General features: G+C 63.8%; 24 protein-coding genes. 14 read left to right on the top strand and 10 right to left on the bottom strand.

Going from position 1 to position 23,069, the window contains the following annotated elements; genetic code table 11:
* Positions 1-76: 76 nt before the first annotated feature.
* Positions 77-757: a GNAT family N-acetyltransferase gene (locus tag AC1RWL_RS21650; RefSeq protein ID WP_493097214.1), complete on the top strand. Its 681-nt coding sequence runs from the start codon at positions 77-79 to the stop codon at positions 755-757.
* A complete protein-coding gene (locus tag AC1RWL_RS21645; RefSeq protein WP_493097213.1) occupies positions 754-966 on the top strand; it encodes a hypothetical protein in 213 nt (70 codons plus the stop codon). Before AC1RWL_RS21650 ends, AC1RWL_RS21645 begins: the two co-directional genes overlap by 4 nt.
* Here the strand turns inward: AC1RWL_RS21645 and AC1RWL_RS21640 are convergent.
* From AC1RWL_RS21640 to AC1RWL_RS21630, 3 genes are all read right to left on the bottom strand, one after another.
* Positions 963-1,970: a nickel/cobalt transporter gene (locus AC1RWL_RS21640; protein ID WP_493097212.1), complete on the bottom strand. Its 1,008-nt coding sequence runs from the start codon at positions 1,968-1,970 to the stop codon at positions 963-965. The two genes, AC1RWL_RS21645 and AC1RWL_RS21640, sit on opposite strands and share 4 nt — an antisense overlap.
* Positions 1,964-2,605 carry a DUF1007 family protein gene (locus tag AC1RWL_RS21635; RefSeq protein ID WP_256119815.1) on the bottom strand — a complete coding sequence of 214 codons (642 nt, stop codon included), beginning with the start codon at positions 2,603-2,605 and terminating at the stop codon, positions 1,964-1,966. The genes AC1RWL_RS21640 and AC1RWL_RS21635 overlap by 7 nt, the downstream gene beginning before the upstream one ends.
* Positions 2,606-2,680: 75 nt before the next feature.
* Positions 2,681-3,586 carry a LysR family transcriptional regulator gene (locus AC1RWL_RS21630; RefSeq protein WP_256119814.1) on the bottom strand — a complete coding sequence of 302 codons (906 nt, stop codon included), beginning with the start codon at positions 3,584-3,586 and terminating at the stop codon, positions 2,681-2,683.
* A gap of 557 nt (positions 3,587-4,143) precedes the next feature.
* Here AC1RWL_RS21630 and odc2 point away from each other — a divergent pair.
* From odc2 to AC1RWL_RS21610, 4 genes are all read left to right on the top strand, one after another.
* Positions 4,144-5,277 carry an ornithine/lysine decarboxylase gene (gene odc2, locus AC1RWL_RS21625; RefSeq protein ID WP_493097211.1) on the top strand — a complete coding sequence of 378 codons (1,134 nt, stop codon included), beginning with the start codon at positions 4,144-4,146 and terminating at the stop codon, positions 5,275-5,277.
* A 93-nt stretch (positions 5,278-5,370) separates the two neighbouring features.
* Positions 5,371-5,961, top strand: a complete 591-nt coding sequence (locus AC1RWL_RS21620) for a GNAT family N-acetyltransferase (protein WP_493097210.1) — start codon at positions 5,371-5,373, stop codon at positions 5,959-5,961.
* 158 nt (positions 5,962-6,119) lie between these two features.
* Positions 6,120-6,797 carry an OmpW/AlkL family protein gene (locus tag AC1RWL_RS21615; protein WP_493097209.1) on the top strand — a complete coding sequence of 226 codons (678 nt, stop codon included), beginning with the start codon at positions 6,120-6,122 and terminating at the stop codon, positions 6,795-6,797.
* Between the two features lie 101 nt (positions 6,798-6,898).
* Entirely contained in the window at positions 6,899-7,915 is a 1,017-nt protein-coding gene (locus AC1RWL_RS21610; protein ID WP_493097208.1) for a serine hydrolase domain-containing protein, read from the top strand.
* Here the strand turns inward: AC1RWL_RS21610 and AC1RWL_RS21605 are convergent, their stop codons facing one another.
* The gene (locus tag AC1RWL_RS21605) at positions 7,916-8,551 is read right to left on the bottom strand and encodes a LysE family translocator (RefSeq protein ID WP_493097207.1); all 636 of its coding nucleotides are present in this window, start codon (positions 8,549-8,551) and stop codon (positions 7,916-7,918) included. It abuts the gene before it with no gap.
* 238 nt (positions 8,552-8,789) lie between these two features.
* On the opposite strand from AC1RWL_RS21605, the gene AC1RWL_RS21600 reads away from it, so the two are divergent.
* Positions 8,790-9,236, top strand: coding sequence for a glyoxalase superfamily protein (locus tag AC1RWL_RS21600; RefSeq protein WP_256119808.1), 447 nt, complete (start codon positions 8,790-8,792; stop codon positions 9,234-9,236).
* A 4-nt stretch (positions 9,237-9,240) separates the two neighbouring features.
* Here the strand turns inward: AC1RWL_RS21600 and AC1RWL_RS21595 are convergent, their stop codons facing one another.
* Entirely contained in the window at positions 9,241-10,407 is a 1,167-nt protein-coding gene (locus AC1RWL_RS21595) for a hypothetical protein (RefSeq protein ID WP_493097206.1), read from the bottom strand.
* 249 nt (positions 10,408-10,656) lie between these two features.
* Between AC1RWL_RS21595 and AC1RWL_RS21590 the strand changes: the two genes are divergently transcribed.
* Positions 10,657-10,950, top strand: coding sequence for a hypothetical protein (locus tag AC1RWL_RS21590; protein ID WP_439623874.1), 294 nt, complete (start codon positions 10,657-10,659; stop codon positions 10,948-10,950).
* A 65-nt stretch (positions 10,951-11,015) separates the two neighbouring features.
* Here AC1RWL_RS21590 and AC1RWL_RS21585 read toward each other — a convergent pair whose 3' ends face one another.
* The 3 genes from AC1RWL_RS21585 to AC1RWL_RS21575 all read right to left on the bottom strand — a co-directional run bounded on the left by AC1RWL_RS21585 (position 11,016) and on the right by AC1RWL_RS21575 (position 14,137).
* Complete coding sequence (locus AC1RWL_RS21585; RefSeq protein ID WP_493097205.1) at positions 11,016-12,005, bottom strand: WD40 repeat domain-containing protein; 990 nt, start codon at positions 12,003-12,005, stop codon at positions 11,016-11,018.
* A 58-nt stretch (positions 12,006-12,063) separates the two neighbouring features.
* Complete coding sequence (locus AC1RWL_RS21580; protein WP_493097204.1) at positions 12,064-13,197, bottom strand: CobW family GTP-binding protein; 1,134 nt, start codon at positions 13,195-13,197, stop codon at positions 12,064-12,066.
* A gap of 148 nt (positions 13,198-13,345) precedes the next feature.
* Entirely contained in the window at positions 13,346-14,137 is a 792-nt protein-coding gene (locus AC1RWL_RS21575) for a creatininase family protein (RefSeq protein ID WP_493097203.1), read from the bottom strand.
* A gap of 102 nt (positions 14,138-14,239) precedes the next feature.
* Here AC1RWL_RS21575 and AC1RWL_RS21570 point away from each other — a divergent pair, with 102 nt between their 5' ends.
* The 4 genes from AC1RWL_RS21570 (at position 14,240) to AC1RWL_RS21555 (ending at position 17,615) form a co-directional block, all read left to right on the top strand.
* On the top strand, positions 14,240-14,767 hold the full coding sequence (locus tag AC1RWL_RS21570; protein WP_439617551.1) for a MarR family winged helix-turn-helix transcriptional regulator: 528 nt from the start codon (positions 14,240-14,242) through the stop codon (positions 14,765-14,767).
* Positions 14,768-15,099: 332 nt separating this feature from the next.
* Positions 15,100-16,128 (top strand): LacI family DNA-binding transcriptional regulator, encoded by a 1,029-nt coding sequence (locus AC1RWL_RS21565; protein ID WP_256119801.1) that lies wholly within the window; start codon positions 15,100-15,102, stop codon positions 16,126-16,128.
* A 29-nt stretch (positions 16,129-16,157) separates the two neighbouring features.
* A complete protein-coding gene (locus AC1RWL_RS21560) occupies positions 16,158-17,126 on the top strand; it encodes a 2-hydroxyacid dehydrogenase (RefSeq protein WP_493097202.1) in 969 nt (322 codons plus the stop codon).
* 81 nt (positions 17,127-17,207) lie between these two features.
* Complete coding sequence (locus AC1RWL_RS21555) at positions 17,208-17,615, top strand: hypothetical protein (RefSeq protein ID WP_493097201.1); 408 nt, start codon at positions 17,208-17,210, stop codon at positions 17,613-17,615.
* Here the strand turns inward: AC1RWL_RS21555 and AC1RWL_RS21550 are convergent.
* Complete coding sequence (locus tag AC1RWL_RS21550; protein ID WP_493097200.1) at positions 17,612-18,046, bottom strand: winged helix-turn-helix transcriptional regulator; 435 nt, start codon at positions 18,044-18,046, stop codon at positions 17,612-17,614. The genes AC1RWL_RS21555 and AC1RWL_RS21550 overlap by 4 nt on opposite strands.
* A 97-nt stretch (positions 18,047-18,143) precedes the next feature.
* Between AC1RWL_RS21550 and AC1RWL_RS21545 the strand changes: the two genes are divergently transcribed.
* Positions 18,144-19,331 (top strand): MFS transporter, encoded by a 1,188-nt coding sequence (locus tag AC1RWL_RS21545; protein WP_493097199.1) that lies wholly within the window; start codon positions 18,144-18,146, stop codon positions 19,329-19,331.
* Here the strand turns inward: AC1RWL_RS21545 and AC1RWL_RS21540 are convergent.
* The gene (locus tag AC1RWL_RS21540) at positions 19,318-20,127 is read right to left on the bottom strand and encodes a gamma-glutamyl-gamma-aminobutyrate hydrolase family protein (RefSeq protein WP_493097198.1); all 810 of its coding nucleotides are present in this window, start codon (positions 20,125-20,127) and stop codon (positions 19,318-19,320) included. The genes AC1RWL_RS21545 and AC1RWL_RS21540 overlap by 14 nt on opposite strands.
* A 454-nt stretch (positions 20,128-20,581) precedes the next feature.
* On the opposite strand from AC1RWL_RS21540, the gene AC1RWL_RS21535 reads away from it, so the two are divergent.
* The gene (locus AC1RWL_RS21535; RefSeq protein ID WP_256119795.1) at positions 20,582-22,891 is read left to right on the top strand and encodes a putative bifunctional diguanylate cyclase/phosphodiesterase; all 2,310 of its coding nucleotides are present in this window, start codon (positions 20,582-20,584) and stop codon (positions 22,889-22,891) included.
* Positions 22,892-23,069 lie beyond the last annotated feature (178 nt).

The raw sequence follows: 23,069 nt of genomic DNA, 5'->3' as shown, positions 1-23,069 counted from the left end.
CCGCTCCCTGCTTTCGACATTGCGTGCGCCCGCGCGCTGCTCTATCCCTTCGGCAAAGACCGAAGGAGGATTTTTCATGCGCGACCTCAAGGATTGGAAAGGCTGCCCGCCGCCGGCCCCCGTGGCTCTCGAAGGCCGCACCGTGCGCCTCGAGCCCTATGATCGCGCAAAACACCTTCAGGCCCTTTGGGATGCCTTCGGCGGCATGGCGATCAATCCGCTGCTGAAATATTTCGCACAGGACGATTTTACCGGCATCGAGGGTTTCGACGCCTGGTCCGAGGCCGTGCTCAAGTCCGGCTGGGTGCGCGAGGTCATCATCGACAAGGCGAACGACACGGTCGTCGGCATGGCGCATTACATGCGGCCGGACCCGGCGAACGGCGTGGTCGAGATCGGCGGCATCGCCCATGGCGGCGCCATGTCCCGCTCGCCGCTCTCCACCGAGGCGCAGTACCTGCTCGCCAAACACGTCTTCGAGGATCTCGGCTACCGCCGCTACGAGTGGAAGTGCGACAACCGCAACGAGCCGAGCAAGCGCACCGCGGCCCGCCTCGGCTTCACCTTCGAGGGCGTCTTCCGCCAGCACATGCTGTCCAAGCGCGAGAACCGCGACACCGCCTGGTTCTCGATCATTGACGGCGAATGGCCCGTCGTCGCCAAGGCCTTCGATACCTGGCTGTCGCCGGATAATTTCGATGCGGACGGCCAGCAGAAGCGCAAGCTGGAAGACATCCGCGCCGGGTTGTCGGCATGAGCGGGGATCGCAAGGCAAAGTCGCCGGTGCTGGCGGCACTCGCCATCCTTCTGGGAACGGGCGTGGCCTTCTATTTCCTGCCGCGCATCATGATCGCGCTCGGCGGCGTCTCGCCCTGGCTGGCGGGCATCTTCGGCACGCTGCTCGTGCTCGGCTTCTTCCTGCTGTTCTGGCTTCGCGCGCGCTACCAGCGCAACCACGAAAACTAGGCCTGGAGCGAGGCTCCGAGCAGCAGCAATCCCAGAACCATGACCAGCGCCGCGCCGCCGATTTCGATGGCGGTGCCGACGCGTAAGGCGGCGGAGCCGTTGCCGGCGAAGCGCACGGCAGCACCCTTGGCCGTGACGGCGAGGGTGGCGAGCGTCGAGACGGTGATGGCCGTGCCGATCGACATGGCGAAGACCGCGAGCAGGCCGCCGAGATAGAGGCCGTTCAACAGCGCGAAGCTCAGCACGATGAGCGCGCCGGAGCAAGGGCGCAGCCCCACGGCGACGATCGCCGACCAGGCTTCTCTGAGCGCAAAACGCTCACCCTTCAGGAGCGACGGATCCGGCGCATGGGCATGGCCGCAGGTTGAGCAGATTTCGCCGGCATGATGGTGGTGGTGATCGTGGCCGTGGTGATGATGGTCATGGACCTCGACGGCCTGTGCGCCGAGCGTGGAGGCGCGGCGCGGGGCCGGGCGCAGCTTGCGGAACAGCAGCCAGGCGCCGAAGAGGGCGATTAGCGCGTAGCTGCCGGTTTCGAGCGCGCGGGTGGCGTCGGTCATCGACACGGTCGTGCCGCGCAGGAACAGGAAGGCGGCGCCGACGAGCAGGATGGCGACCACGCCCTGCAGGATCGATGAGAGGAACGAGAGCAGCACGCCGCGCTTCAGTTCCACCTCGTTTGCCAGCATGTAGGAGGAGATGACCGCCTTGCCATGGCCGGGGCCGGCGGCATGGAAGACGCCGTAGCCGAAGGAGAGGGCCACGAGCGTGGAGGCCGCCCACGGGTTTTCGCGCATATCCTTCAGCGCGCCGGTCATCAGCCGGTAGAAACCCTGCTGCTGCGCGTTGATCCAGCCGAACAGGCTGCCGAAGGTGCCGGTCGTGTTGAAGCCCGGCTCCGCCGAGCCGATGCCGAGCGGGGACGCGGCGTGGGCGAGGCCGGCGGTCGCGGCGATGGCGAGCGTCAGGGTAAAAAGCGTGAGGGCGCGGCCGCGGGTCAGCATGTCATCTCCAGACGGGTGGCGAAGAGTTTCGACATGTCGGTGCCGGCCGGGTCGTTGAAGAAGGCTTCCGTCAGGCTATCCTGGTTCTGGGCAAGCACTTCGTCAGCATCGGGCCGCACGACGGCGCGCTTGCAGGCGGAAAACTTGTCGCCGACAGCGACGAGATCGTCATCCGAGGCAAAATCCATCGCGGCGTACATGGTGGGGTCGTAGACGCCGAAGGTGAGCTTGCCCTTGAGCGGCATCGTCTCGCCGGGCTTGACCGTGAAGAACATCAGAAGCTGGCCGTCCTTGTAGTCGACGTTGATCGCGTCCGGCTTGCCGACCTTGATGGTTTTCCCGTCCTCGGTGATCGTCGTGTAGTAGCTGAACTCTTCGAGCGATTCGAGAACGGTCTTGCCGACGTCCGCCAGTTCGTCCGGATCGAGCGCCGCATTGCTGTTCTTGTCGAAATCCATCACGACGCTTGCGGAAAACATCTCGTCGAAGCGCCAGACATTGCGCAGCTCGCTGACCGTGCCGTCCTCGCCCGCCACCACTTCCAGCCGGGCTTCCGCGAAGATGTGCGGATGGGCGAGCGCCGCCGCCGGGGCGGCAAGCGCTGCGCCGGCAAGGAGGAGGGGGAGGAATCGCATGGGTGTCAGTCCTCTCGCGGGCGTTCAGAATCGTCCGGTTGAATGTAACGCAAATGGGTCGGAATTGGGACTTTATCAGGCCTCGATGCCGGGATTGCGACGGAACCAGGCGTGCAGGAAATCGACGAAGGTGCGCACCTTCGCCGGCAGGTAGCGGCGATGCGGATAGATCGCGTAGATGCCGCGGTCGGTGGGCAGGTAATCTTCGAGGATCGAGACGATCTTGCCGGTTTCCAGGCAATGGCGCGCGATGAAGGCCGGCACCTGCGCGACGCCGAGCCCGCTTGCCGCCGCACGCACCGCCGCCGTCGGGCTGTTCACTTCGATATTCCCGCCGACCGGCACGGAAAAGCCGGCCCCCTTCTCGTCGATGAAGCGCCAGTTGCTGTGCGACTTGCCGTTGGTGTCGATGATGCAGGGCAGGCGGGCGAGGTCGCTTGGATGGTTGATCGGGCCGGCCTGGGCGAGGAATTCTTCGCTCACGCAGATCTTTAGGAAGAAATCGCCGAGTTTTCGCGCGATGAGCGCGGAATCCTCCAGTCGCGTGATGCGGATCGCCACGTCGAACCCCTCTTCCACGAGGTCGACGAAGCGATCGTCGGAGACGATTTCCAGCGACAGTTCCGGATGCTCCTTGCCGAAATCGATGATCGACTGGCCGATATCGGCATCGACGAAGGTGCGGGGCGCGGAAACCTTCAGCTTGCCGCGCAGGTCCGTGTTCTTCTCGCGCACGAGATCGGCGAGGTTGTCGATCTCCTTCAGGATATCGGAGGCGGTGCGGTAATAGGTGTGGCCGGCCTCGGTCATCGAGAACTGGCGGGTGGTGCGGTTGAGCAAGAGCGTGCCCAGTTCGTCCTCCAGTTCGCGCACATATTTCGAAAGCAGCGCCTTGGACCGGCCGGTCTTGCGCGAGGCTGCGGAAAAGCCTTCGGCGTCGACGACGTCGATGAAGGCCCGGATTCGGGTCAGAGTGTCCATGTGTCCCCACGCGGCTGCGGCCGAAACGGTGGCCGGTGCGTAATCACCATTCTGTGAAAACCAGTCCGGCGAATGTCGTGGCTGTCAAAATATTTTCAATAGCGACTTTCAAAAAACCTCTTGATTACGACAGCGATTCTTCTTATCTCCCCCTTGCCCAAAGTCGCACGTGCCTGTGGGTGTCCGCCGACCCTCGATTTGGTGAGGAACTCGGTAAGGTACCTGGAATTAACCCCTCCAGTCGTTTCTCCGGCCAACCGGAAGAGCGAGGACATCTTGAAGCAACGACGGTGCGGGCCTTTCTGGTGTCTGCCGGCTTTCCAACAGCCGGGGTTACTGAAGAGGCACACCTTCATTGCCGGACGTGCGGTCGGGTTTTCCCGCCAATCCAAGGCAGACAAAGCCGAATTGAAGCCTAGGCGGGCTTCGGTTCACCGATCGCGCATGATGCGCACGTTTGGTTCCGGGGTCTCCACCGGCTGGTTCCAAAGCGTGCTTGCATTCTGCCCTTTGTCCTCCGGGCTTCCCGGAGCAACCTGGATATGGGGAATACCGAAATGGCAACTGCACGTATTATCGACTTCCTGAACACCCGACGTCCCGACGGCCCGTGCCTCGTGGTCGACCTCGATGTCGTGCGTGACAATTTCAAGGCTTTCCGCCACGCGCTGCCCGACAGCTCGATCTACTATGCCGTCAAGGCCAACCCGGCGCCGGAAGTCCTGCGCCTGCTCGCCTCCATGGGCTCCAACTTCGATTGCGCGTCCGTCGCCGAAATCGAAATGGCGCTCGATGCCGGTGCCACCCCGAGCCGTATCTCCTTCGGCAACACGATCAAGAAGGAACGCGATATCGCCAAGGCGCATGCGCTCGGCGTTTCGCTCTTCGCGGTCGACAGCCATGAGGAAGTCGAGAAGATCGGCCGTGCCGCTCCCGGTGCACGCGTGTTTTGCCGCGTGCTCACGGATGGCGAAGGTGCCGAATGGCCGCTGTCGCGCAAGTTCGGCTGCGTACCGCAGATGGCCGTCGACGTGCTCGTCTACGCCCACCAGAACGGTCTCGTCTCTTACGGCGTGTCGTTCCATGTCGGCTCGCAGATGACGAAGGTCGATGCCTGGGATTCGGCCCTTGCCGATGCCAAGCGCGTCTTCGTGCAGCTTGCCAAGCAGGGCATCGAGTTGAAGATGGTCAACATGGGCGGCGGCTTCCCGACGAAGTATCTTCGCGACGTTCCGTCGGCCGAAGCCTATGGCAAGGCGATCTTCGGTGCGCTGAAGAAGCACTTCGGCAACCAGATCCCGGAAACCATCATCGAGCCTGGCCGCGGCATGGTCGGCAATGCGGGTGTGATCAAGGCGGAAGTCGTTCTCGTCTCGAAGAAGTCGGACAATGACAACCACCGCTGGGTCTTCCTCGACATCGGCAAGTTCGGCGGTCTCGCCGAAACCATGGACGAGGCGATCCGCTACCCGATCCGCACCGCGCGCGATCAGGACGAGATGGAGCCCTGCGTGCTCGCCGGCCCGACCTGCGATTCGGCCGACGTGATGTACGAGAAGAACATGTATCCGCTGCCGATCACCCTTTCGATCGGCGACGAGGTTCTGATCGAGGGCACCGGCGCCTATACGACGACCTATTCGGCCGTCGCCTTCAACGGCTTCGAGCCGCTCAAGGCCTACGTCATCTAAGCCTATCGGCGCTCCCGTTTCGAGCGGGAGCGCCAAATTCACAATTCCTTCCAGATACCGTTTGAATCGGTTTTGAGTTCGGGAGGCCCAACGATGGCCACTGTTCTTGATTCTGTCCGCGCGTTCTTCGCGCATGCCGCCTTTACCATCGACCGGGAAAATGCCGGCGACGTCGTCGCGCGCGAGCGCTTGCTCGACCGGGTCATGGGCGAGGGGCGTTTCCGCAAGTCTTCGGAAAAGATCCGCCGCGGCCGCGTGGCTGCGGAAGGCCTTGCACTCGTCGCCCGCGATGCGGATGGCCATGTCATCGGCACCGTTCGCCTTTGGAATGTCGAGGCGGGCGTCGATTCCGACGGCAATGCCGTGCAGGCGCTGCTGCTCGGCCCGCTCGCCGTCGATTGCGAGCATGAGGGCAAGGGCATCGGCGGCGCGCTGATGCGGGCTGCCATCACCGAAGCGCGTGGCCGCGGCCACGGCGCGGTTCTGCTCGTCGGCGATCCGGAATATTACGAGCGATTCGGCTTCTTTGCCGACAAGGCGCAGCACCTCGTCATGCCCGGCCCGTTCGAGCGCCGGCGTTTCCTTGCGCTGGAGCTGAAGGACGGCTGGCTCGACGGTGTTGCCGGCATGCTCGTCGCCAGCGGCCGCCGCCTGGCCGGCGCGGAGATGCGCAAGGCGGCCTGATTTCCGGCCGGACTTGACGCTTGTCATTGTTTTAATTGTGAAATTGTCAAGATCGGTGCTAATTTCGCACCGATCTCGTCGCCGTTTGATCCATCTCAAGGGAAGGCCTGTTCCGCCAGCTCCATAGTCGCTCCGCAAAGACGATCAGGAGAGACGACATGATTGGGAATTGGATGGGGCTTGCCGCCGGGCTGGTGCTGGTGGGCAACGGGGCGTTTGCAGCAGACTTGGAAGAGCGCATGGCGCCGCCGGAGGCGACCATCGACCTTGCGGCGCAAAGCCCCTGGCAGATCCGCGTGCGCGGCCTCGGCGTCATCACGAACGATTCGGGTGCCGTGAACGGGATCGCGGGGTCCGACCTCTCCTATTCGGATACGGTCATTCCGGAGCTCGATATTTCCTATTTCTTCACCGACAACATCGCGGCCGAGCTCATTCTCGGCACGACCTATGCGCATGTCGATGCGGCCGGCTCGATCGCCGGGCTCGGCAAGGTGGGCAAGGCCTGGCTGCTGCCGCCGACGGTGACGCTGCAATACCACTTCACCGATTTCGGCGCCTTCAAGCCCTATGTCGGCGCGGGCGTGAACTATACGGTCTTCTACAACCAGTCCGGCTCGGGCGATTTTTCAAAGCTCGATATCGAGAACAAGGTCGGCGCCGCCCTGCAGGTCGGTTTCGATTACATGCTGGACGATCATTGGGGCGTGAACTTCGACGTGAAGAAGATTTTTCTCGAACCGAAATGGAAGGTCGACTTCAACGGCACGCCGCTGACCGGCAAGGCGAAGCTCAATCCCTGGCTGGTCGGCGCCGGCGTCACCTACCGCTTCTGAGGAACGCGCCGTTCATGGCCGGTGTACACGGGTTTTCAACACTGCGTGAAGCCTGGCCATCGGCCATGAAATTGCGCCGCCCGTCGCCTATCTGCCTTCCCATGAGGAAGCAGCTTTTCATCATCGGTCTTGCCCTGGCGATGCCGCTCGCAGGCGCCCGCGCGCAGGAGCCCGTTTTCGCCCAGCCGGCGCAGACGATCGCCGAGACGCTGTCTGCGGCCGCCTCGTTGTCGCAGTTAAAGGCGGTCGTCGTGGCGCGCGACGGCAAGATCGTTGCCGAGCGTGGCTATGGCGGGCATACGCCGGCCGAGAGCGCGAACATCAAGTCGGCGTCGAAATCGATCATCTCGGCCCTTGTCGGGATCGCGATTTCCAAGGGCCTGCTCCAAGGCGTCGACCAGCCGATCGCGCCGATCCTCGCCAGCGACCTGCCGGTGGAACGCGACCCGCGGCTCGACCGCATCACCATCGGCAACCTGCTCTCCATGCAGGCGGGGCTGGAGCGCACCTCCGGCGGCAATTACGGCCGCTGGGTCGCCAGCCGCAACTGGGTACGCGCGGCTCTCGCCATGCCCTTCGCCGACGAGCCGGGCGGGGCGATGCTCTATTCCACCGGCTCGACGCATCTTCTCTCGGCGATCCTGACGAAAGTCGGCGGCAAGTCGACGCTGGCGCTTGCCCGCGACTGGCTCGGTCCGCTCGAGGGTTTCCGTATCGGCGCCTGGGATCGCGATCCGCAAGGCATCTATCTCGGCGGCAACCAGATGGCGATGAGCGCGCGCTCTCTGTTGGCCTTCGGTGAGCTCTACCGCAATGGCGGGCGCACCGCGGACGGCACACAGCTCGTGCCGGAGGACTGGATCCGCCAGTCCTGGCAGTCGCGCACCAATTCGCGCTTTTCCAACGACGGCTATGGCTACGGCTGGTTCGAGCGGGTCATCGGCGGCAAGACGGTGCATTATGCCTGGGGCTTTGGCGGCCAGATGCTCTATATCGTGCCGGACCTCGGCCTGACGGTCGCCATGACCTCCGACGAGGGCGACCCTTCCGCCCGTTCCGGCTACCGCGACGACCTGCATGATCTCCTGGCCAAGATTATCGGCACCGCCGAGAGCTGATCAGCTCGCGGCGCGGCGATAGAAGGCGAGCGAGCCGGCAAGCGCCAGCAGCGCCCCGCCGCAGATGCGGTCGAGCCAGGCGGCACCGGATGTCTTGAGCAGGCGCACAGCCTGCGAGCCCAGCGCCGCATAACCGAACATCACCACGAAATCGATGGCCGCGAAGACCAGCGCGAGCAGGGCATATTGCTGCGTCTGCGGGGCGGATGGGTCGATGAACTGCGGCAGGAAGGCCGAGAAGAACAGGTAGCCCTTGGGATTGGTGACGGCGACCAGCAGGCTCTTCGAGAAGATCGCCCGCGCTGTCGTGCGGCCGGTGGCCTGTGCGTCGTCGAGGGCGCGACCGAGCGTGCCGGTGGAGCGCAGCATCTGGATGCCGAGGAAGGCGAGATAGGCCGCACCCAGCCATTTGACGACGGTGAACCAGAATTCGGACGCCGCAAGAAGCGCGCCGAGGCCGAGTGCGACGGCGCCGATCAGCACGAAATCCGACAGCACGGCGCCGACCATGCCGGGCAGTGCGCGGCCGATGCCGTAGCGCGAGCCGTTGGTGAGTGCGAGCAGGACGGTCGGGCCGGGCGTGGCGATGCCGATGAAGGCGACGGCGGCGAAGGCGAGCAGGGTGACGAGGGTCATGGTGGTTCCTCCCGCTGCGATTGCTCCCATGCCTCAGCCGGCGATGCAAGAGCCCGCCATTTGACAGGCGGCGCGCGAAGCCTTATGTGCGGGGCAGGGTGAGAGCCCCTGCCGTCCGCGAGCGTTAGCTTTGGTGAAGTCTCTCTGAATGACGATCGGTCTTCCAGCATCATGCATGCGAACCGGTGGCAATGCGGGCTCCCTCCGAAATGACGCATGCAGACACTGGAGATCCGACATGCGTCCAACATCGACGCCCCTACCATCCCTCGATGCCCTGAAAGACCAGGCGAAGCGGCTGCGTGCGCGTTTTGCCGAAGACGACCAGGCGATTTCCCATTCCCGCGCACTGGAACTCATCGCCGCGCAATATGGCTTTCGCGACTGGAACACGCTGCATGCCGTCGTCGGCAACCGGCCGCCGTTCAATCCGTGGATGCTCGGCTCGCGCGTGCGCGGGCACTATCTCGGCCAGCCCTTCGACGCCGAAATCCTCGGCGTGCAGGCGCTGACCAGCCAGCCCGGCCGCTACCGCATGACGCTGCATTTCGACGAGCCGGTGGACGTGGTGACCTTCGACAGCTTCTCCGCCTTCCGTCAGCGGGTGAACTGCACCGTCGACGAGACGGGGCGCACGACCGAGAAAACCTCGAACGGCCGGCCCCAGGTCGAGCTGGAGTGGTGAACGCTCAGAACGAGCCCGAAAACCGTGCCGCAAGGCCGTCGACCTCGAAGTCGGCGGCCTTGTCGTTTTCGCGGCGCACGAGGTGGCTGTATTCCAGCGAGGCGGTGGCGCTCTTGGAAAATGCATAGCTCAGCGTCGCCGAGATCGATTTCGTGCGCGTGCGATAATCGTAATAGAGCCAGTCGCTATAGGCCTGCTCATAGGCGAGCGCGAGCTTCAGCTTCTCCGTCAGCGCCTTTTCCAGCGAGAGGCCGACCGTGCGCACGTCTTCGCCGAGCGAATCGTCGATGTCGCCAAGCTGGATGTCGCGCGTGATTTTCGCCTTCAGCACGGCCTCATGCGGGAGCTGCCAGGTCAACTCGCCTTTCAGGAAGGGCCGCGCGCGTTCTACGGTCTTGCCGAGATGCGGGCTTTGCACGCCGACCACGCCGGCTTCCGCCATCAGCGTGATGCTCTTGCCGAAGACACGGCCATAGGCGAGCGATCCCCGCAGGGTCTCGGCCGGAAAACGCTCGAAGGCCCTGCGTTCGGAGCTGGCGATCTGGCTTGCACGATATTGCAGCGTGGCACCCACCTCGCCGCCGAAGAGCGGGCGGATATGGCCGCCGGTGACGTCGAACAGGGTGTAGCCCGCTTCGAGCTGGGTCGGCCTCAGCCCGCGCAACGTGAAATGCGCCTTGCCGCGGTCGAGCTTGGAGACGGTTGCAGTCAGGTGGTTGCGGCCGCCCCAGCGCTCGACCGTGATGCCGGCGCTGGCGGTGGCGACGACGTCCACCTTGCGGTAGCCGATCAGCGCGCCGGGCAGGTCGAGAAAAATGTCGCCGGTGCGCCGATGCTCGACGCCGCCCTTCAATGTCAGCTTCACCGTCTTGCTGAGGTCATGGCTATACCCGAGTTCGACGCCGGCGATGCGCTGGTCGGCGAAACGATACTTTGGCACGCGGCGCACACCGGCGCTCAGGGCATAGGCGAGATGGGAATCTTCCAGCGCCAGGCTGCCGCGCAAACCTAGCTTTGCCTCGCTGAAGGCGGCCGAAATGCTGCTTGGGTCCTGGAAAATATTCGAGGTCCAGCCACCGCCCACCTTGTAATCGACGGTTGAATCCGCAGAAGCCTGGTTGTATCCGGCAAGCGCCAGAGCCGTGCAAATGAAGCCACGAAGGAAGCGCATCGGATCCTGCCCCTGTCTGTTAATGGAACAGAATCCTAGAGTTGCATGGTTAAAATTTCTCTCAATGATTGAATTTCGTGTCGATATTGCGATTTTATCTATTATGAGTTGTGATTGGTATCAGATCGTTAAACTTGTCTCTGTTATGGTTAACTATTTGCTACGATTGGGAAATCTGGTTGAGTAAATCGGCGCTTATATTACCTTCAGTTGCGTACCACCGAGGTACACAACCGAAGGAGAGAGAACATGAGCAAGACCCGCACCACCATCCTCATCGCAACCATCTTCGCATTTGCCGGCGCCAGCCAGGCGTCCGCCGGCGGCCTTCTCGGCGGCCTCGGCATTCTGAACGGCAACAAGACGGGCGGCATCGTTATCGCCCCGAGCGTCGGGCTCGGCATCGGCGATATCCTCACCGATAACGACAACAACAAGGTCCTGAATGGCGTGCTCAACGGCACCCTGTCGGGCATCCTCAATGGCAACACGCTCGGCATTCTCGGCGGCAGCGATTGCGGCTGCAAGAAGCGCAAACACTGACCGCACCATCCCCACCCTTGCGGTCCGTGGGCCTGGGAGAGCGTCGCTCTTCCGGGTTTATGCTGTTATCCCGCGATATCGATGACGCCGCAATCGCCGGCTTCGCTGGCGAAGGCGATCAGCTTGCCGCTCTTGCTCCAGGCGATCGAGGTGATGGCGCCCTTGCCGGGGCGGCGCAGCAGCACTTCGCGGCTGTCGGCGAAACGGGCGGCGAGCACCATGCCATCCGAATAGCCAATGGCGACGACCTCTTCCGCCGGATGGCAGGCGACGGCCGTGACCATCACGTCGCTGCGGGTGCCGAGTTCCAGCGGCGGCTTGCCCATCGGGCCGTCTTTAGCGGAGAAAGGCCAGACGATCGCGGCCGGCGCGCCGGAAGAGGCAAGCCACTTGCCCTTCGCCGACCAGGAGAGCGACTTCACCTTCGCCGGATAGCCGGTCATGCGCATGTGGCGGGTATCGCCGCCAGGCTTCGAGTCGAGCTTCCAGCCGTGCAGCGCATTTTCCTGCATGCTGGTGACGACGAAGCGGCCGTCCGGCGAAAAGGTGATGCCGGTATGGGCGCCCTTCCATTCGAGATCGACCGGCTGGGCCGCCATCGCCACCCAGTGCAAAGACGCACCGTTGTAGCGCGCCAGGCCGATCCGCAGCCCCTTCGGCGCGAAGGCGACGCCCTCGACGGAGCGTGCCTCCACGAACTCCTTGATCGTGCCGTCCGCAAGCCGGACGCGGGCCGTGCGGCCCTCCGCGAAGCCGACCACGCCCTGCGGCCCGGCGGCGACGATCGAGATCCACTTGCGCGGCACTTCGGCGACAAGGCTCACGCTGCCGTCGGCGGCAATGCGCATCACCTTGCCATCTTCACCGCCGGTGATCAGCGTGTCGTTCGCCTCGTCGCGCACGCAGGCGAGCAGGCCGTCATGCGCCTCGGTGACCTTGTGGCCATGGTCGAGGCGGTTAATGGCGCCGGAGGCGGAGGCGAAGAACGGCACGTCACCGAGAAAGGCGGCCGCGACGACGTGGCCGTCGAGATCAAGAGGAGCGACAGTCGGCATCAGTAAGTCTTTTCCCCATGCATGACGTTGCCCGAAAACCGTTTCACACTTTTCGGCGTCATGCCTGTGCCTCGCAGGCCTTGAAGGTGCGTTCGATCTTCTCGCGGTCGAGATCGCGGCCGATGAAGACGAGGCGGCTTTCGCGCTTCTCGCCGTCCTTCCAGGCGCGCTGGTGATCGCCCTCGACGATCATGTGCACGCCCTGCACGACGTAACGCTCGTCATCACCGGCAAAGGCGATGATGCCTTTGAGGCGCAGGATGTTCGGGCCGTCGGTCTGGGTGATCTTCTGGATCCAGGGGAAGAAGCGGTCCGGGTTCATCTCGCCGCCGCGCAGCGAGATCGACTGCACCGTCACGTCATGGATCGGCGAGACGCCGTGGTCGTGGTCATGGTCATGATCGTGGTGGTGATGGTCGTGATCATGGTGGTGGTGTTCATGATCGTGATCATGGTGCGCATGATCGTGGTCGTGACCATGATGATCATGGTCATGGCCGCAATCCGGGCCGCAGACATGGTCCGGCGCATCGTGGTCGAGGAAGTGCGGATCGTTTTCGAGCGCACGCTCCAGGTTGAACGCGCCCTGGTCGAGAACCTTGGTGAGGTCAATTTCCGAGCGGGTCGTGCGGTGGATGCGGGCGGACGGGTTGATGACGCGAACGGTCGCCTCGATGCGGGCCAGCTCTTCAGGGCTCACGAGGTCGGTCTTGTTGATCAGCACGACATCGGCGAAGGCGATCTGGTCTTCCGCCTCGCGGCTGTCCTTCAGGCGCAGCGGCAGGTGCTTCGCGTCGACCAGGGCCACGACGGCGTCGAGCTCGGTCTTCTGGCGCACGTCGTCGTCCATGAAAAAGGTCTGGGCGACCGGCACCGGATCGGCAAGGCCCGTCGTCTCGACGATGATCGCGTCGAAGCGGCCGGGGCGGCGCATCAGGCCTTCCACGACGCGGATCAGGTCGCCGCGCACGGTGCAGCAGATGCAGCCGTTGTTCATCTCGTAGATTTCCTCGTCGGATTCGACGATCAGGTCGTTGTCGATGCCGATCTCGCCGAATTCGTTGACGATGACGGCGTATCGCTTGCCGTGATTGCCGGTGAGGATGCGGTTGAGCAGCGTCGTCTTGCCGGCGCCGAGATAGCCGGTGAGCACGGTGACGGGAATGGGCTTCGGGAGGGCTGTTTCGGTCATGGGAACCTCGAGCGATTGCGGGGACGGCTGAGACGTCCGGTTGGCGTCTGATATAGGAGATCGAACGGGCCAGCGCAAATGCGATCCGGCCTTGTCGTTGCGCAATTCCGGACGCAAAACCGCGTTCCGCACTTTTGCTGGAGTTGCTTTAGTCCAGTGCCTTCACATCGAAGGCGGCGACGTCTTCGAGGAGGGCGACGAGGCCGCGCACGGCATGCATGAGCAGCCGCTCGCCCTTTTCCGCGGTCGCCGCACTGGCATCGCCCGCAACGCCCTTGGGGTTCAGGTCGGACATCTTCCAGCCGAAGGCATGCGGCCCGTAGGCGCGCAGATGCGCGAAGCGGGCGGCGAATTCCGCCTGGCGCGAGCCGAAGCGCTGCGCCTTCTCCATATGGACCACGTCGGGATGAAGCGCGAGCATGACGGAGGTCTCGATGTCGCCGCCATGGATGTCGATTGCCTTGTCTTCCGGCGTGATCCAGCCGTCCGGCTGGCCGAAGCGGGTCCAGGCGGTCGCGACGACGAGCATGTCGAAGCGGATGCGCGCCTCGGTCGCGACGATGGTCATCAGCGGGGAATTGCCGCCGTGGGCGTTGAGCAGCACGAGCTTGCGGATGCCGAAGGGGCGCAGGTCCCCGGCTATCGCAAGCCAGCGCTCGATGGCCTCGGCATAATCGAGCGAGCGCGTGCCCGGCACGTCGAGATGTTCGGGCGAATAGCCGACCGGCTCGACGGGAAGGAAGGTGACGGGCAGGTGCGCCGGCAGCACGGCCATCAGCCGCGCGGCGACGCCCTCGGCAATCAGCGTGTCGGTTTCGAGCGGCAAATGCGGGCCATGGCCCTCATGGGCGCCGAGCGGCAGGACGGCGATCCAGTCCGCGCGTGCTTCCGCTGGCAGGTCCGGATCGTTTTCGGTCCATCGCATCTTGGGATGCGTCATTCCTTCCGCTCCGATCCTGACTTGCCGCGCGCCTGTAACCTGAGTCATATGAAGGCGGGGCCCGCGACGCAAGGGCGGCGAAGCATTCGGGAGAGGCGATCGATGGGCAAGAAGCACAAGGACGGCAAGGACGCGAAGAAGAGCAAGAAGAAGAAGTCGCACGATGACGTCACGGGTGCCGGCCTTGCTAGCGCGGTCGTCAATGCGGCCCGCTCCATGCGCACGGTGCTGTCGCGCAATCTTCTGGCGACCGGCCTCTATGCCGGTCAGGACGGCGTGATCCTCGCGCTTTCGGAGGAGGGGGGACTGACCGCCGGCGCGCTCGCCACCCGCCTCGGCGTCAAGGCGCCGACCATGACGCGCACGATCGGCCGGCTGGAGGCGCAGGGTTTCGTGGAACGCCGGCCCGACGAGACCGACGGGAGGCTTACCGTCGTGCACCTGACCGAGTCCGGCCGCGCCACCGTCGAGACGATCACCGAAGCCGGGCGGCTCAGCGAAGAGCAGGCGGCCGAAGGCCTGAGCGAAAAGGATGTGCGCCAGCTGCTCAAGCTGCTGCGCACCATGGACGAGAACCTCCACGCCAACCTGCCGGATGGCCCACGCAACGGCGATAGTGCGGCAGACTGAAGGCATATCGGCTTCCGAAGGTTTCGGGAAATAAGCGCTCAAAAATGGAATTTAAAGAAGGCGGCTCTTTACGGGATCGCTTTCGGATTTCCGATCGCCATCCTTCGTGCTGTTCTGGGCGGCGTGATGCCTGCCAATTTTGCGGAGACGATGGGGTTTCTGACGGGGGCAATGATCTGCGGTGTTGTCCTGTTTGTCGGCGTGGCAGCCATCAGAAACGCCCTGGTGAACAATTCAAACTGACCCACCACTCAACGGCGAAAAGCCTGTTGCCGAGGACATTTAAACTGTTTAAATAAACGGTTTTAAACGCATTCGTCTGGGGAGGGGTCGTGGCCCAGAAAATCAAGCTTTCCACCATCGCGGAGACGCTCGGCGTTTCCACGGCGACGGTATCGCTTGCGCTGAGGGACAGTCCGCTCGTCGCGGCCTCGACCCGGGATCGCATCAAGGAACAGGCCCGCGCGCTTGGCTATATCTACAATCGCCGCGCGGCGAGCCTGCGAACGTCCCGCTCGGGCATCATAGGCGTCGTCGTGCACGACATCATGAACCCGTTCTACGCGGAAATCCTGAAGGCCATCGAAAGCGAGCTCGATCGCGACCGGCAGACCTTCATCCTCTCCAACCATTACGATTCGGTCGAGAAGCAGCGCAATTTCGTCGAGACGCTGCTGCAGCTCGGCGGCGACGGCGTCATCATGTCGCCGGCCATCGGCACGCCGCCGGAGGATATCCAGCTTGCCGAGGACAATGGCATGCCGGCGATCCTCATTGCGCGCTCCATCGAGGGATTGGACGTGCCGATTTTCCGCGGCGACGACAGTTATGGCATTTCGCTTGCTACCAACCACCTGATTGGGCTTGGCCATCGCACCATCGCCATGGTGGGCGGCACGGACCAGACGTCGACCGGCCGCGACCGCTACCAGGGTTATGTCAACGCGCTGCGCAAGGCGAATATCGAGGTCGATCCGAGCCTGCGCATTCCCGGCCCCCGCACCAAGCAGGGCGGCTTCGAGGCGGCGGTGCATTTCCTCTCATTGCCGCAGAAGCCGACGGCGGCCGTCTGCTGGAACGACCTCGTGGCGATCGGCCTGATGAACGGCATTGCGCGCGCCGGCCTCGTGCCCGGCCGCGACGTCTCCGTCACGGGTTATGACGACCTCGAAGAGGCGGCAATCGCGACACCCGCGCTCACCACCGTCTGGAACGGCCAGTCCGAAGTCGGGCGCAATGCCGCGCGCGCGCTGCTCGACAAGCTCTCGGGCAGCCACGAGCCGGACGGCATCCACCTCATCAAGCCGGAAATGCGCATCCGGCAATCCACCGGACCGCTGAAGCCCCATCCGGAAGGCTGAGGCATTTCAGACAGCAGGGAGGTTTTGCCATGGCGGCCAAGACACGCATTCTCGTGCCGGGCACAATCCGCGAGCGGGTGCTCGACCGCATCACGGAGGCCTTCGATGTCGTGCGCATCGAGCGGCCGGATCCGACATTGCTGGCCCGTTCTGAAGCCGCGAGCATTTCCGGCATCGCCGTCTCCGGCGGCTGTGGTGCGGCGCTGATCGAACACCTGCCGGGGCTGGAAATCATCGCGAGCTTCGGCGTTGGGTATGACGGGATCGATGTGGCGCCGGCTGCCGCGCGCGGGATCGTCGTCACCAACACGCCGGATGTGCTGAACGACGAGGTTGCGGACACGGCGATCGGCCTGCTGCTCAACACCGTGCGCCGTTTCCCGCAGGCCGAAAGCTGGCTGCGCGAAGGCCGCTGGGTGCGCGACGGCGCGTTTCCGCTGACGCCGCTCAGCCTGCGCGGACGCAAGGCCGGCATCTACGGCCTCGGGCGCATCGGCATGGCGATCGCCGAACGGCTGAAGGGTTTCGGCATCGACATCGCCTACCACACGCGGCGTCCGCGCGAGGACGTGCCTTATGCCTATTATCCGTCGCTGGCGGAGCTTGCCGAGGCGGTCGATATCCTCATCGCCATCGTGCCGAAGACGCCGGAGACGCACCGCACGATCGATGCGGCAATCCTTCAGGCGCTCGGCCCCAATGGCGTGCTGATCAATGTCGGGCGCGGCTGGACGGTTGACGAGGCGGCCCTTGCGGCGGCGTTGAAGGATGGCGTCATCGCGGGGGCCGGCCTCGATGTGTTCTATGATGAGCCGCATGTGCCGCAGGCGCTTCTCGACCTGCCGAACGTCTCGCTGCTGCCGCATGTCGCCTCGGCGTCGGTCGCGACGCGAGATGCCATGGCCGATCTCGTGGCGGACAATCTTTTTGCCTGGTTCGAACGCGGAACGGCGGTGACGCCGGTGCCGGAAACGCCCTTTACGCGAAAAGCCGGGTAGGCCCTGGAAAGCCTTCATTAACCTTTCGGCAAGTTTGCGGGCGCATGCTTTGTGCGTCGGAACGAGCCGAAAGGAGACCCCATGAAGACGCTGATGATTGCCGCCGCGGCCGGCGTTTTGTCGCTGGGTCTCTGGAGCGTGGTCAGCCGTGAGACGCCGGCGATCGATCCGGTGATCTCGAATTCCATTCCGGCACAGACAACGGGCCACAGCTATACGATTTCCAACGTGGTGGCGAACACCGCCTGCCTTGCCGAGCGGGGCAGCCGGATTTCCAGCCGCAGCGAACGTTTTACGGCCAATGGCGATTGCGAGGCCGTATGGCCGGGCCTCTCGGCGGCGCGGACCTGGATCAGCAATGGCGACGGCACGGTGGTCGTCGCCGACGCGCGGGGCGAGGCGATCCTCACCGTCGTCGATGGCGATGGGCTCGCCTATGAGGCGGTTGAACCCGCCGATGCCATGGTCACGATGATTTCCGCCGACTAGACCAGGCGCGTATCCGCCCACTCAAGCCGGCGTCCATCGGACGCATGCAGCGCGAGCCGCGAGACCGGTGTGCTCGTTGCCGCATCCACCAGAACGGACCGCCGTTCGCCTTCGCGATAGAGGTGGTCTTCCCCCCATTGCCGCAGCGCCACGATGACGAGAAACAGGCCGTGGCCCTTCTCGGTCAGCACATATTCCTGGTAGGCGCTGCCATCGGACGCGGGGGCGAGGTCGAGAACACCGGCTTCCACGAGATCGCGCAGGCGCGTGCTCAGCATGCCCTTGGCGATGCCGAGATTCTGCTGGAACGCGCCGAAACGCCGGATGCCGTCGAAGGCGTCGCGCACGATCAGCAGCGACCACCAGTCGCCGATCGCATCCAGCGTGCGCGCGACGGGGCACTCCGCTTCGCGAAAACTCTTGCGCTTCATCGTCTGCTTTCCTGACATTAAACTGGTCTTAAAATAGAACTGGAATGCGTTTGCCGCAAGTGGTCTCATCATAGGACTTGATGACTGGAGACCGATGATGGATGCGACGACCGCCACACAACAGGCCCTGCCGCGCTGGACGCTGCTGGTCTTTGCCTTTACCTGCGGCGCCAGCGTCGCGAATATCTATTATGCGCAGCCGTTGCTCGACGCGATCGCGGTAACGTTCGGCATATCGCCGGGCACCGTCGGCCTCGTCGTGGCGCTGACGCAGGTGGGTTATGCGGCGGGCCTCGTCTTCATCGTCCCGCTTGGCGACCTCGTCGATCGCCGCAAGCTCATTGTCGCCCAGACGCTGCTTTCCGCCATCGCACTGGCCGCCATCGGCAGTGCGCCCCATGTTTTCGCGCTGTTTGCCGGCATGATCGTGGTGGGCTTGCTGGCCGTCGTGGTGCAGGTGCTAGTGGCATTGAGCGCGACTTTGGCGCGGCCGGCGGAGCGGGGGCAGGCGGTCGGGCTGGTGACGAGCGGCGTGGTGGTCGGCATTCTGGCGGCGCGGTTCGTGGCCGGCGTGCTGGCGGATGTCGGGGGGTGGCGGGTGGTCTATTTTTCCTCCGCCGGCCTCATGCTGGTCCTCGGCCTGCTTCTCGTCCGCGTCCTGCCGCGAAATATTCCCATTGGCAGTTCCGAGCGTTATGCGGCGGTGCTGAAATCGATCCCGCTTCTCTTCTGGCAGGAGCCAGTGCTGCGCCTGCGCGCCGGCCTCGCCTTCCTGGTCTTCGCGAGCTTCAGCACGCTCTGGACGGCGATGGTGCTGCCGCTTAGCGCCGCGCCGTTTTCGCTCTCGCACACGCAGATCGGCCTGTTCGGGCTTGCGGGACTGGCCGGAGCGCTTGCGGCGGGCAGCGCCGGGCGCCTCGCCGATCGGGGTTTTGCGGAACGCGCGACCGGATTTTCGCTGGCACTGCTTTGCCTGTCGTGGCTGGCGATCGGGTTTCTGCCCCGCTCGCTCGTCGTCTTCGCGCTGGGTGTCGTGGTTCTCGATTTCGCGGTGCAGGCGGTGCATGTCACCAACCAGAGCCTGATCCTCGCCCGGCGCCCGGAAGCACGAAGCCGCCTCGTCGGCGGCTACATGGTGTTCTATTCAGCCGGCAGCGCGCTCGGCGCGATCACGTCGACGGCGAGTTATGCGCGTTTCGGCTGGACGGGCGTGTGCGTCGCCGGCGCGGCCTTCAGTCTCGCCGCGCTCGCTCTCTGGTCGCGGGATGCGATCAGGCGGACTTGACGGAGCCGAAGGCCAGCACGTCGGCCTCGGCGGGACGGGCAACACCCTGCTTGGTGGCCGCATAGTCGCGCACCGCCTCGCCGAAAGCGGCAAACAGGCTGTTCGACGGCTGGTCGGAGCCGACCCAATATTCCGGATGCCACTGCACGCCGACTGCGAAGGCCTTGGCGCCGATGACGGAGACGGCTTCGATCGTGCCATCTTCGGCGACGGCCTCCACGGCAAGGCGCGGCGCAATCTCGGAGATCGCCTGCCGGTGCAGCGAGTTCACCTGCACTTCGCCGGCGCCGACGACCGCGGCCAGGCAGCTTCCTTCCTTGACCGTGACCGTCTGGCGGATGCCGTAGGCGACGTCGAGCACGGGCGTGTCCGGCTTGCGGTGGTCCCACATGCCGGGCTGTTCCTGGATCTCGTTGGCGAGCGTGCCGCCGAGCACGACGTTCAGTTCCTGGATGCCGCGGCAGATGGCGAGCAGCGGAATGCCGCGCTCCAGTGCCCGGCGAATGAGCGGCAGGCTCGTTGCGTCGCGCGCGGGATCATAGGGGCCTTCCGCCTCGGTGGCTTCCTTGCCATAGAGCGAGGGGTGCACATTGGTGCGCGAGCCGCTGACCAGAAGCCCGTCGACCCGGTCCAGGATGCCGTCGAAATCGTTGTCGGTTTCGAGCGCCGGCACGAGGAAGACGGTCACGTTGGCGCCCTTGACGGCGGCGCGCACATACTGGTTCGGGGTGGCCTGCCAGACGTTGCCTTCGATTTCCCTGATATCGGCGGGAATGGCGACGACGGGTTTCGACATGATGGACTCCGGAAAAAGAAATACCAATTGAGGATTTGCTATCAAATCCCGTCCCAGTCAATTCCCCCTTTCGGGCGAAATGACGACGGAAGCGCTGTTTCAGGCGGTAGGCGGGTTGGAGGCCCTGTCCTTGCGTGATGATATTTGATAGTCTTACAGCGACAGGTCGTTAACCAAAGGCTTGCAAACAGCGATTGTACAAAAGGTTTTTCTCCCTCCGCTTTCACGCAATACTGTGTCGCAGTGGAGTCAGGAAGTTGCGTCTTTTACTCATGCCAGGTTGAACTTTGCGGGCTGAAACCGGCAATATTGCAATATTGGGTTGAATACCACTTCCATCGGTTGAACTTGCGTGCAATTATGTCGGACTATACCCTCGTTATTGGGTAATTTCCCGAAATCATTCATTAAATTTTGGTCGGTAACCCTCTCTCGTCAAGGGAGTGCCTAGTCCATGAAGGATAAGGGTCAAAACACACTGCCGGCCGATGTCTACCTGTCGTTCGTCAGTTCGCTGTACGGGAACCGCCAGACCCTTTTCGTGGGCATGATTTCGCATGTCATCACGTTCTCTTTCGTATACGCAAAAACCGCCGACCCGTTTTTCCTCGCCTGGAGCGGGCTCGTCGTGCTCATCTGGTCGCTGCGCGCCGTCGGCATGCGCCACTTCGACCGGGTGGACCAGGACGCCCTCGACATGGACGGCATCCGCTATTGGGAGAACTGGTACAATCTCGGTGCCGTCGGCACGACGATGGCGCTCGGCACCGCCTGTGGCTACAGCCTGCTCTTCAGCCGCGACAGTTTTGCGGAACTTGCCACAATTGCCGTGACGCTCGCCACCATGGTCTCCGTCGTCGGGCGCAACTGCGGCTCGAAGCGGGCCGTCGATTACATGACCTTTTCCGCCTGCTTCCCGATGGTGGTGGGCTTTCTCGGCCTGGGGGATTTCTACCACGCGGTCCTGGCGGTCCTCATCCTGCCCTTCGTGATGACGACGCGCATGATGGCGAACGGCGTGCGCGAATTCCTCTACAAGAACGTGCTGGCGACGCGCGAGGTTTCGATCATCGCCGATCGTTTCGACACGGCGCTCAACAACATGCCGCACGGCCTGTTCATGCTCGATGCCGACCACCGCATTCTCGTCGCCAACCGTCGCGCCTGCGAGCTTCTGCATCTCGGCAACCAGGAGCGCCTGAAGGATTGTCACCTCGACGTGGTCCTGCGTTTCGGCGTGCGCAATACCTTCCTGAATGCCGACCAGAGCAGGGCGATCCTGCGCCAGCTCGACGAGCTTCTGAAGGGTGAGCGTTCCCGCGCGCTCGTGCAGGTGACGGACGGCCTCTATCTCGAATTCACCGCTTCCCCGCGCGAGAACGGCGGCGCCGTGCTGATCTTCGAAGACGTGACGGCGCGCGTGCGGGCGGAAAACAAGATCCTGCACATGGTGCGTTACGACAGCCTCACCGGCCTGCCGAACCGCACCTACTTTTCCGATCTCGTGCAGGAGGCGCTTGCCGATCGCAAAAAGCCCGGCATGGTCGGCTTCATGGTGCTCGACATCGACGACTTCAAGCATGTCAACGACATGAAGGGCCACGTCACCGGCGACCGGCTGCTCTGTGCCATTGCCGAGCGGCTGCGCCGGCTTGCCGGCGACAAGGTGATCGCCGGCCACCTGATGGGCGACGAGTTCATCCTGTTCTTCCCGAACGAAAGCAACCGCCGCGACCTCGAAGCCCGCATGCGCCGCTTCCATGAGCAGCTGGGCGGCACTTACGAATTCGACGGCATGACCTTCCTCGTTTCCTTCAGCGCCGGCTGCGTGATGGTGCCGAGCGGCGATTTCCGGCTGGAGGAAATGCAGATCCGCGCCGATCTCGCGCTGTTCGAGACCAAGTCGCGCGCCAAGGGCAGCGTCACCGTCTTCGAGCAGGAGATGGATGCGCGCTACATCGACCGCCAGAAGCTCAAGGACGACCTGCGCGAGGCGCTCGCCACCAACACGCTTTCCGTCGCCTACCAGCCGATGTTCGTGCCGGACGGTTCGCGCATCGAATGCTGCGAGGCGCTGTCGCGCTGGACGCATCCGGAACGCGGGCCGGTGCCGCCGAACGTGTTCATCCAGATCGCCGAAGAGATGGGCATCGTCTCCGAGATCACCCGCTTCATGATCATGCGGGCCTGCGCCGATTGCGCGACCTGGCCGGAGCATATGGGCGTTTCGGTCAATCTCTCCGTGCAGGACCTGCGCGGCACCAGCATTATCGACCTCGTCGCCGAGGCGCTGGCGGCAGGAGGTCTCGCGCCGCACCGGCTGCACCTGGAAGTCACCGAAAGCTGCCTCATGGAGGAGCCGGTCAAGGTGCAGGCGATCCTGCAGGAGCTTCGCGCCCGCGGCATCACCATCGCCATCGACGATTTCGGCACCGGCTATTCGAGCCTCAGCTATCTCGACCAGCTGCCGCTCGACGTCATCAAGATCGACCGGTCCTTCGTGCGCAATATCGGCGAGGACCCGCGCCGCTTCCAGTTGCTTCGCGGTACGGTGAACCTGTCGCGCGAACTGGGGCTGCGGATCGTGGTGGAGGGGGTGGAGACGCGCGAGCAACTCGCCCTTATCAACAAGTACCAGTGCGCCGACCTCGTCCAGGGCTACGTCTTCGCTGCGCCCATGTCGCCCGATGCGCTGCGCGATCTCTACGAGACGCTGGCCCGCAAGCCCGGCGAACCCCGCCGTCGCGGCCGCCGCGTCGCCTGATCCTTCCCGCCGCCATTTCCCGTGATGTGCAAAGTCGATAAGCTATATCAGCTTATTCAAATTTAGCGTTAACCATATATTAAGGTTAATGAATGGTATTTTACACAAATTGTCTTATATCGGCGATTGTAGGTAGGGCAGCGCGGTGGCTGCCGGTGTTTTTCAATCGGGGATACGG

It is taken from the genome of Shinella sp. GW821-FHT10F02 (assembly GCF_058809275.1).
Note: the sequence above shows the minus strand (reverse complement) of the source record. Positions and strands in the feature narration are given on the sequence as shown.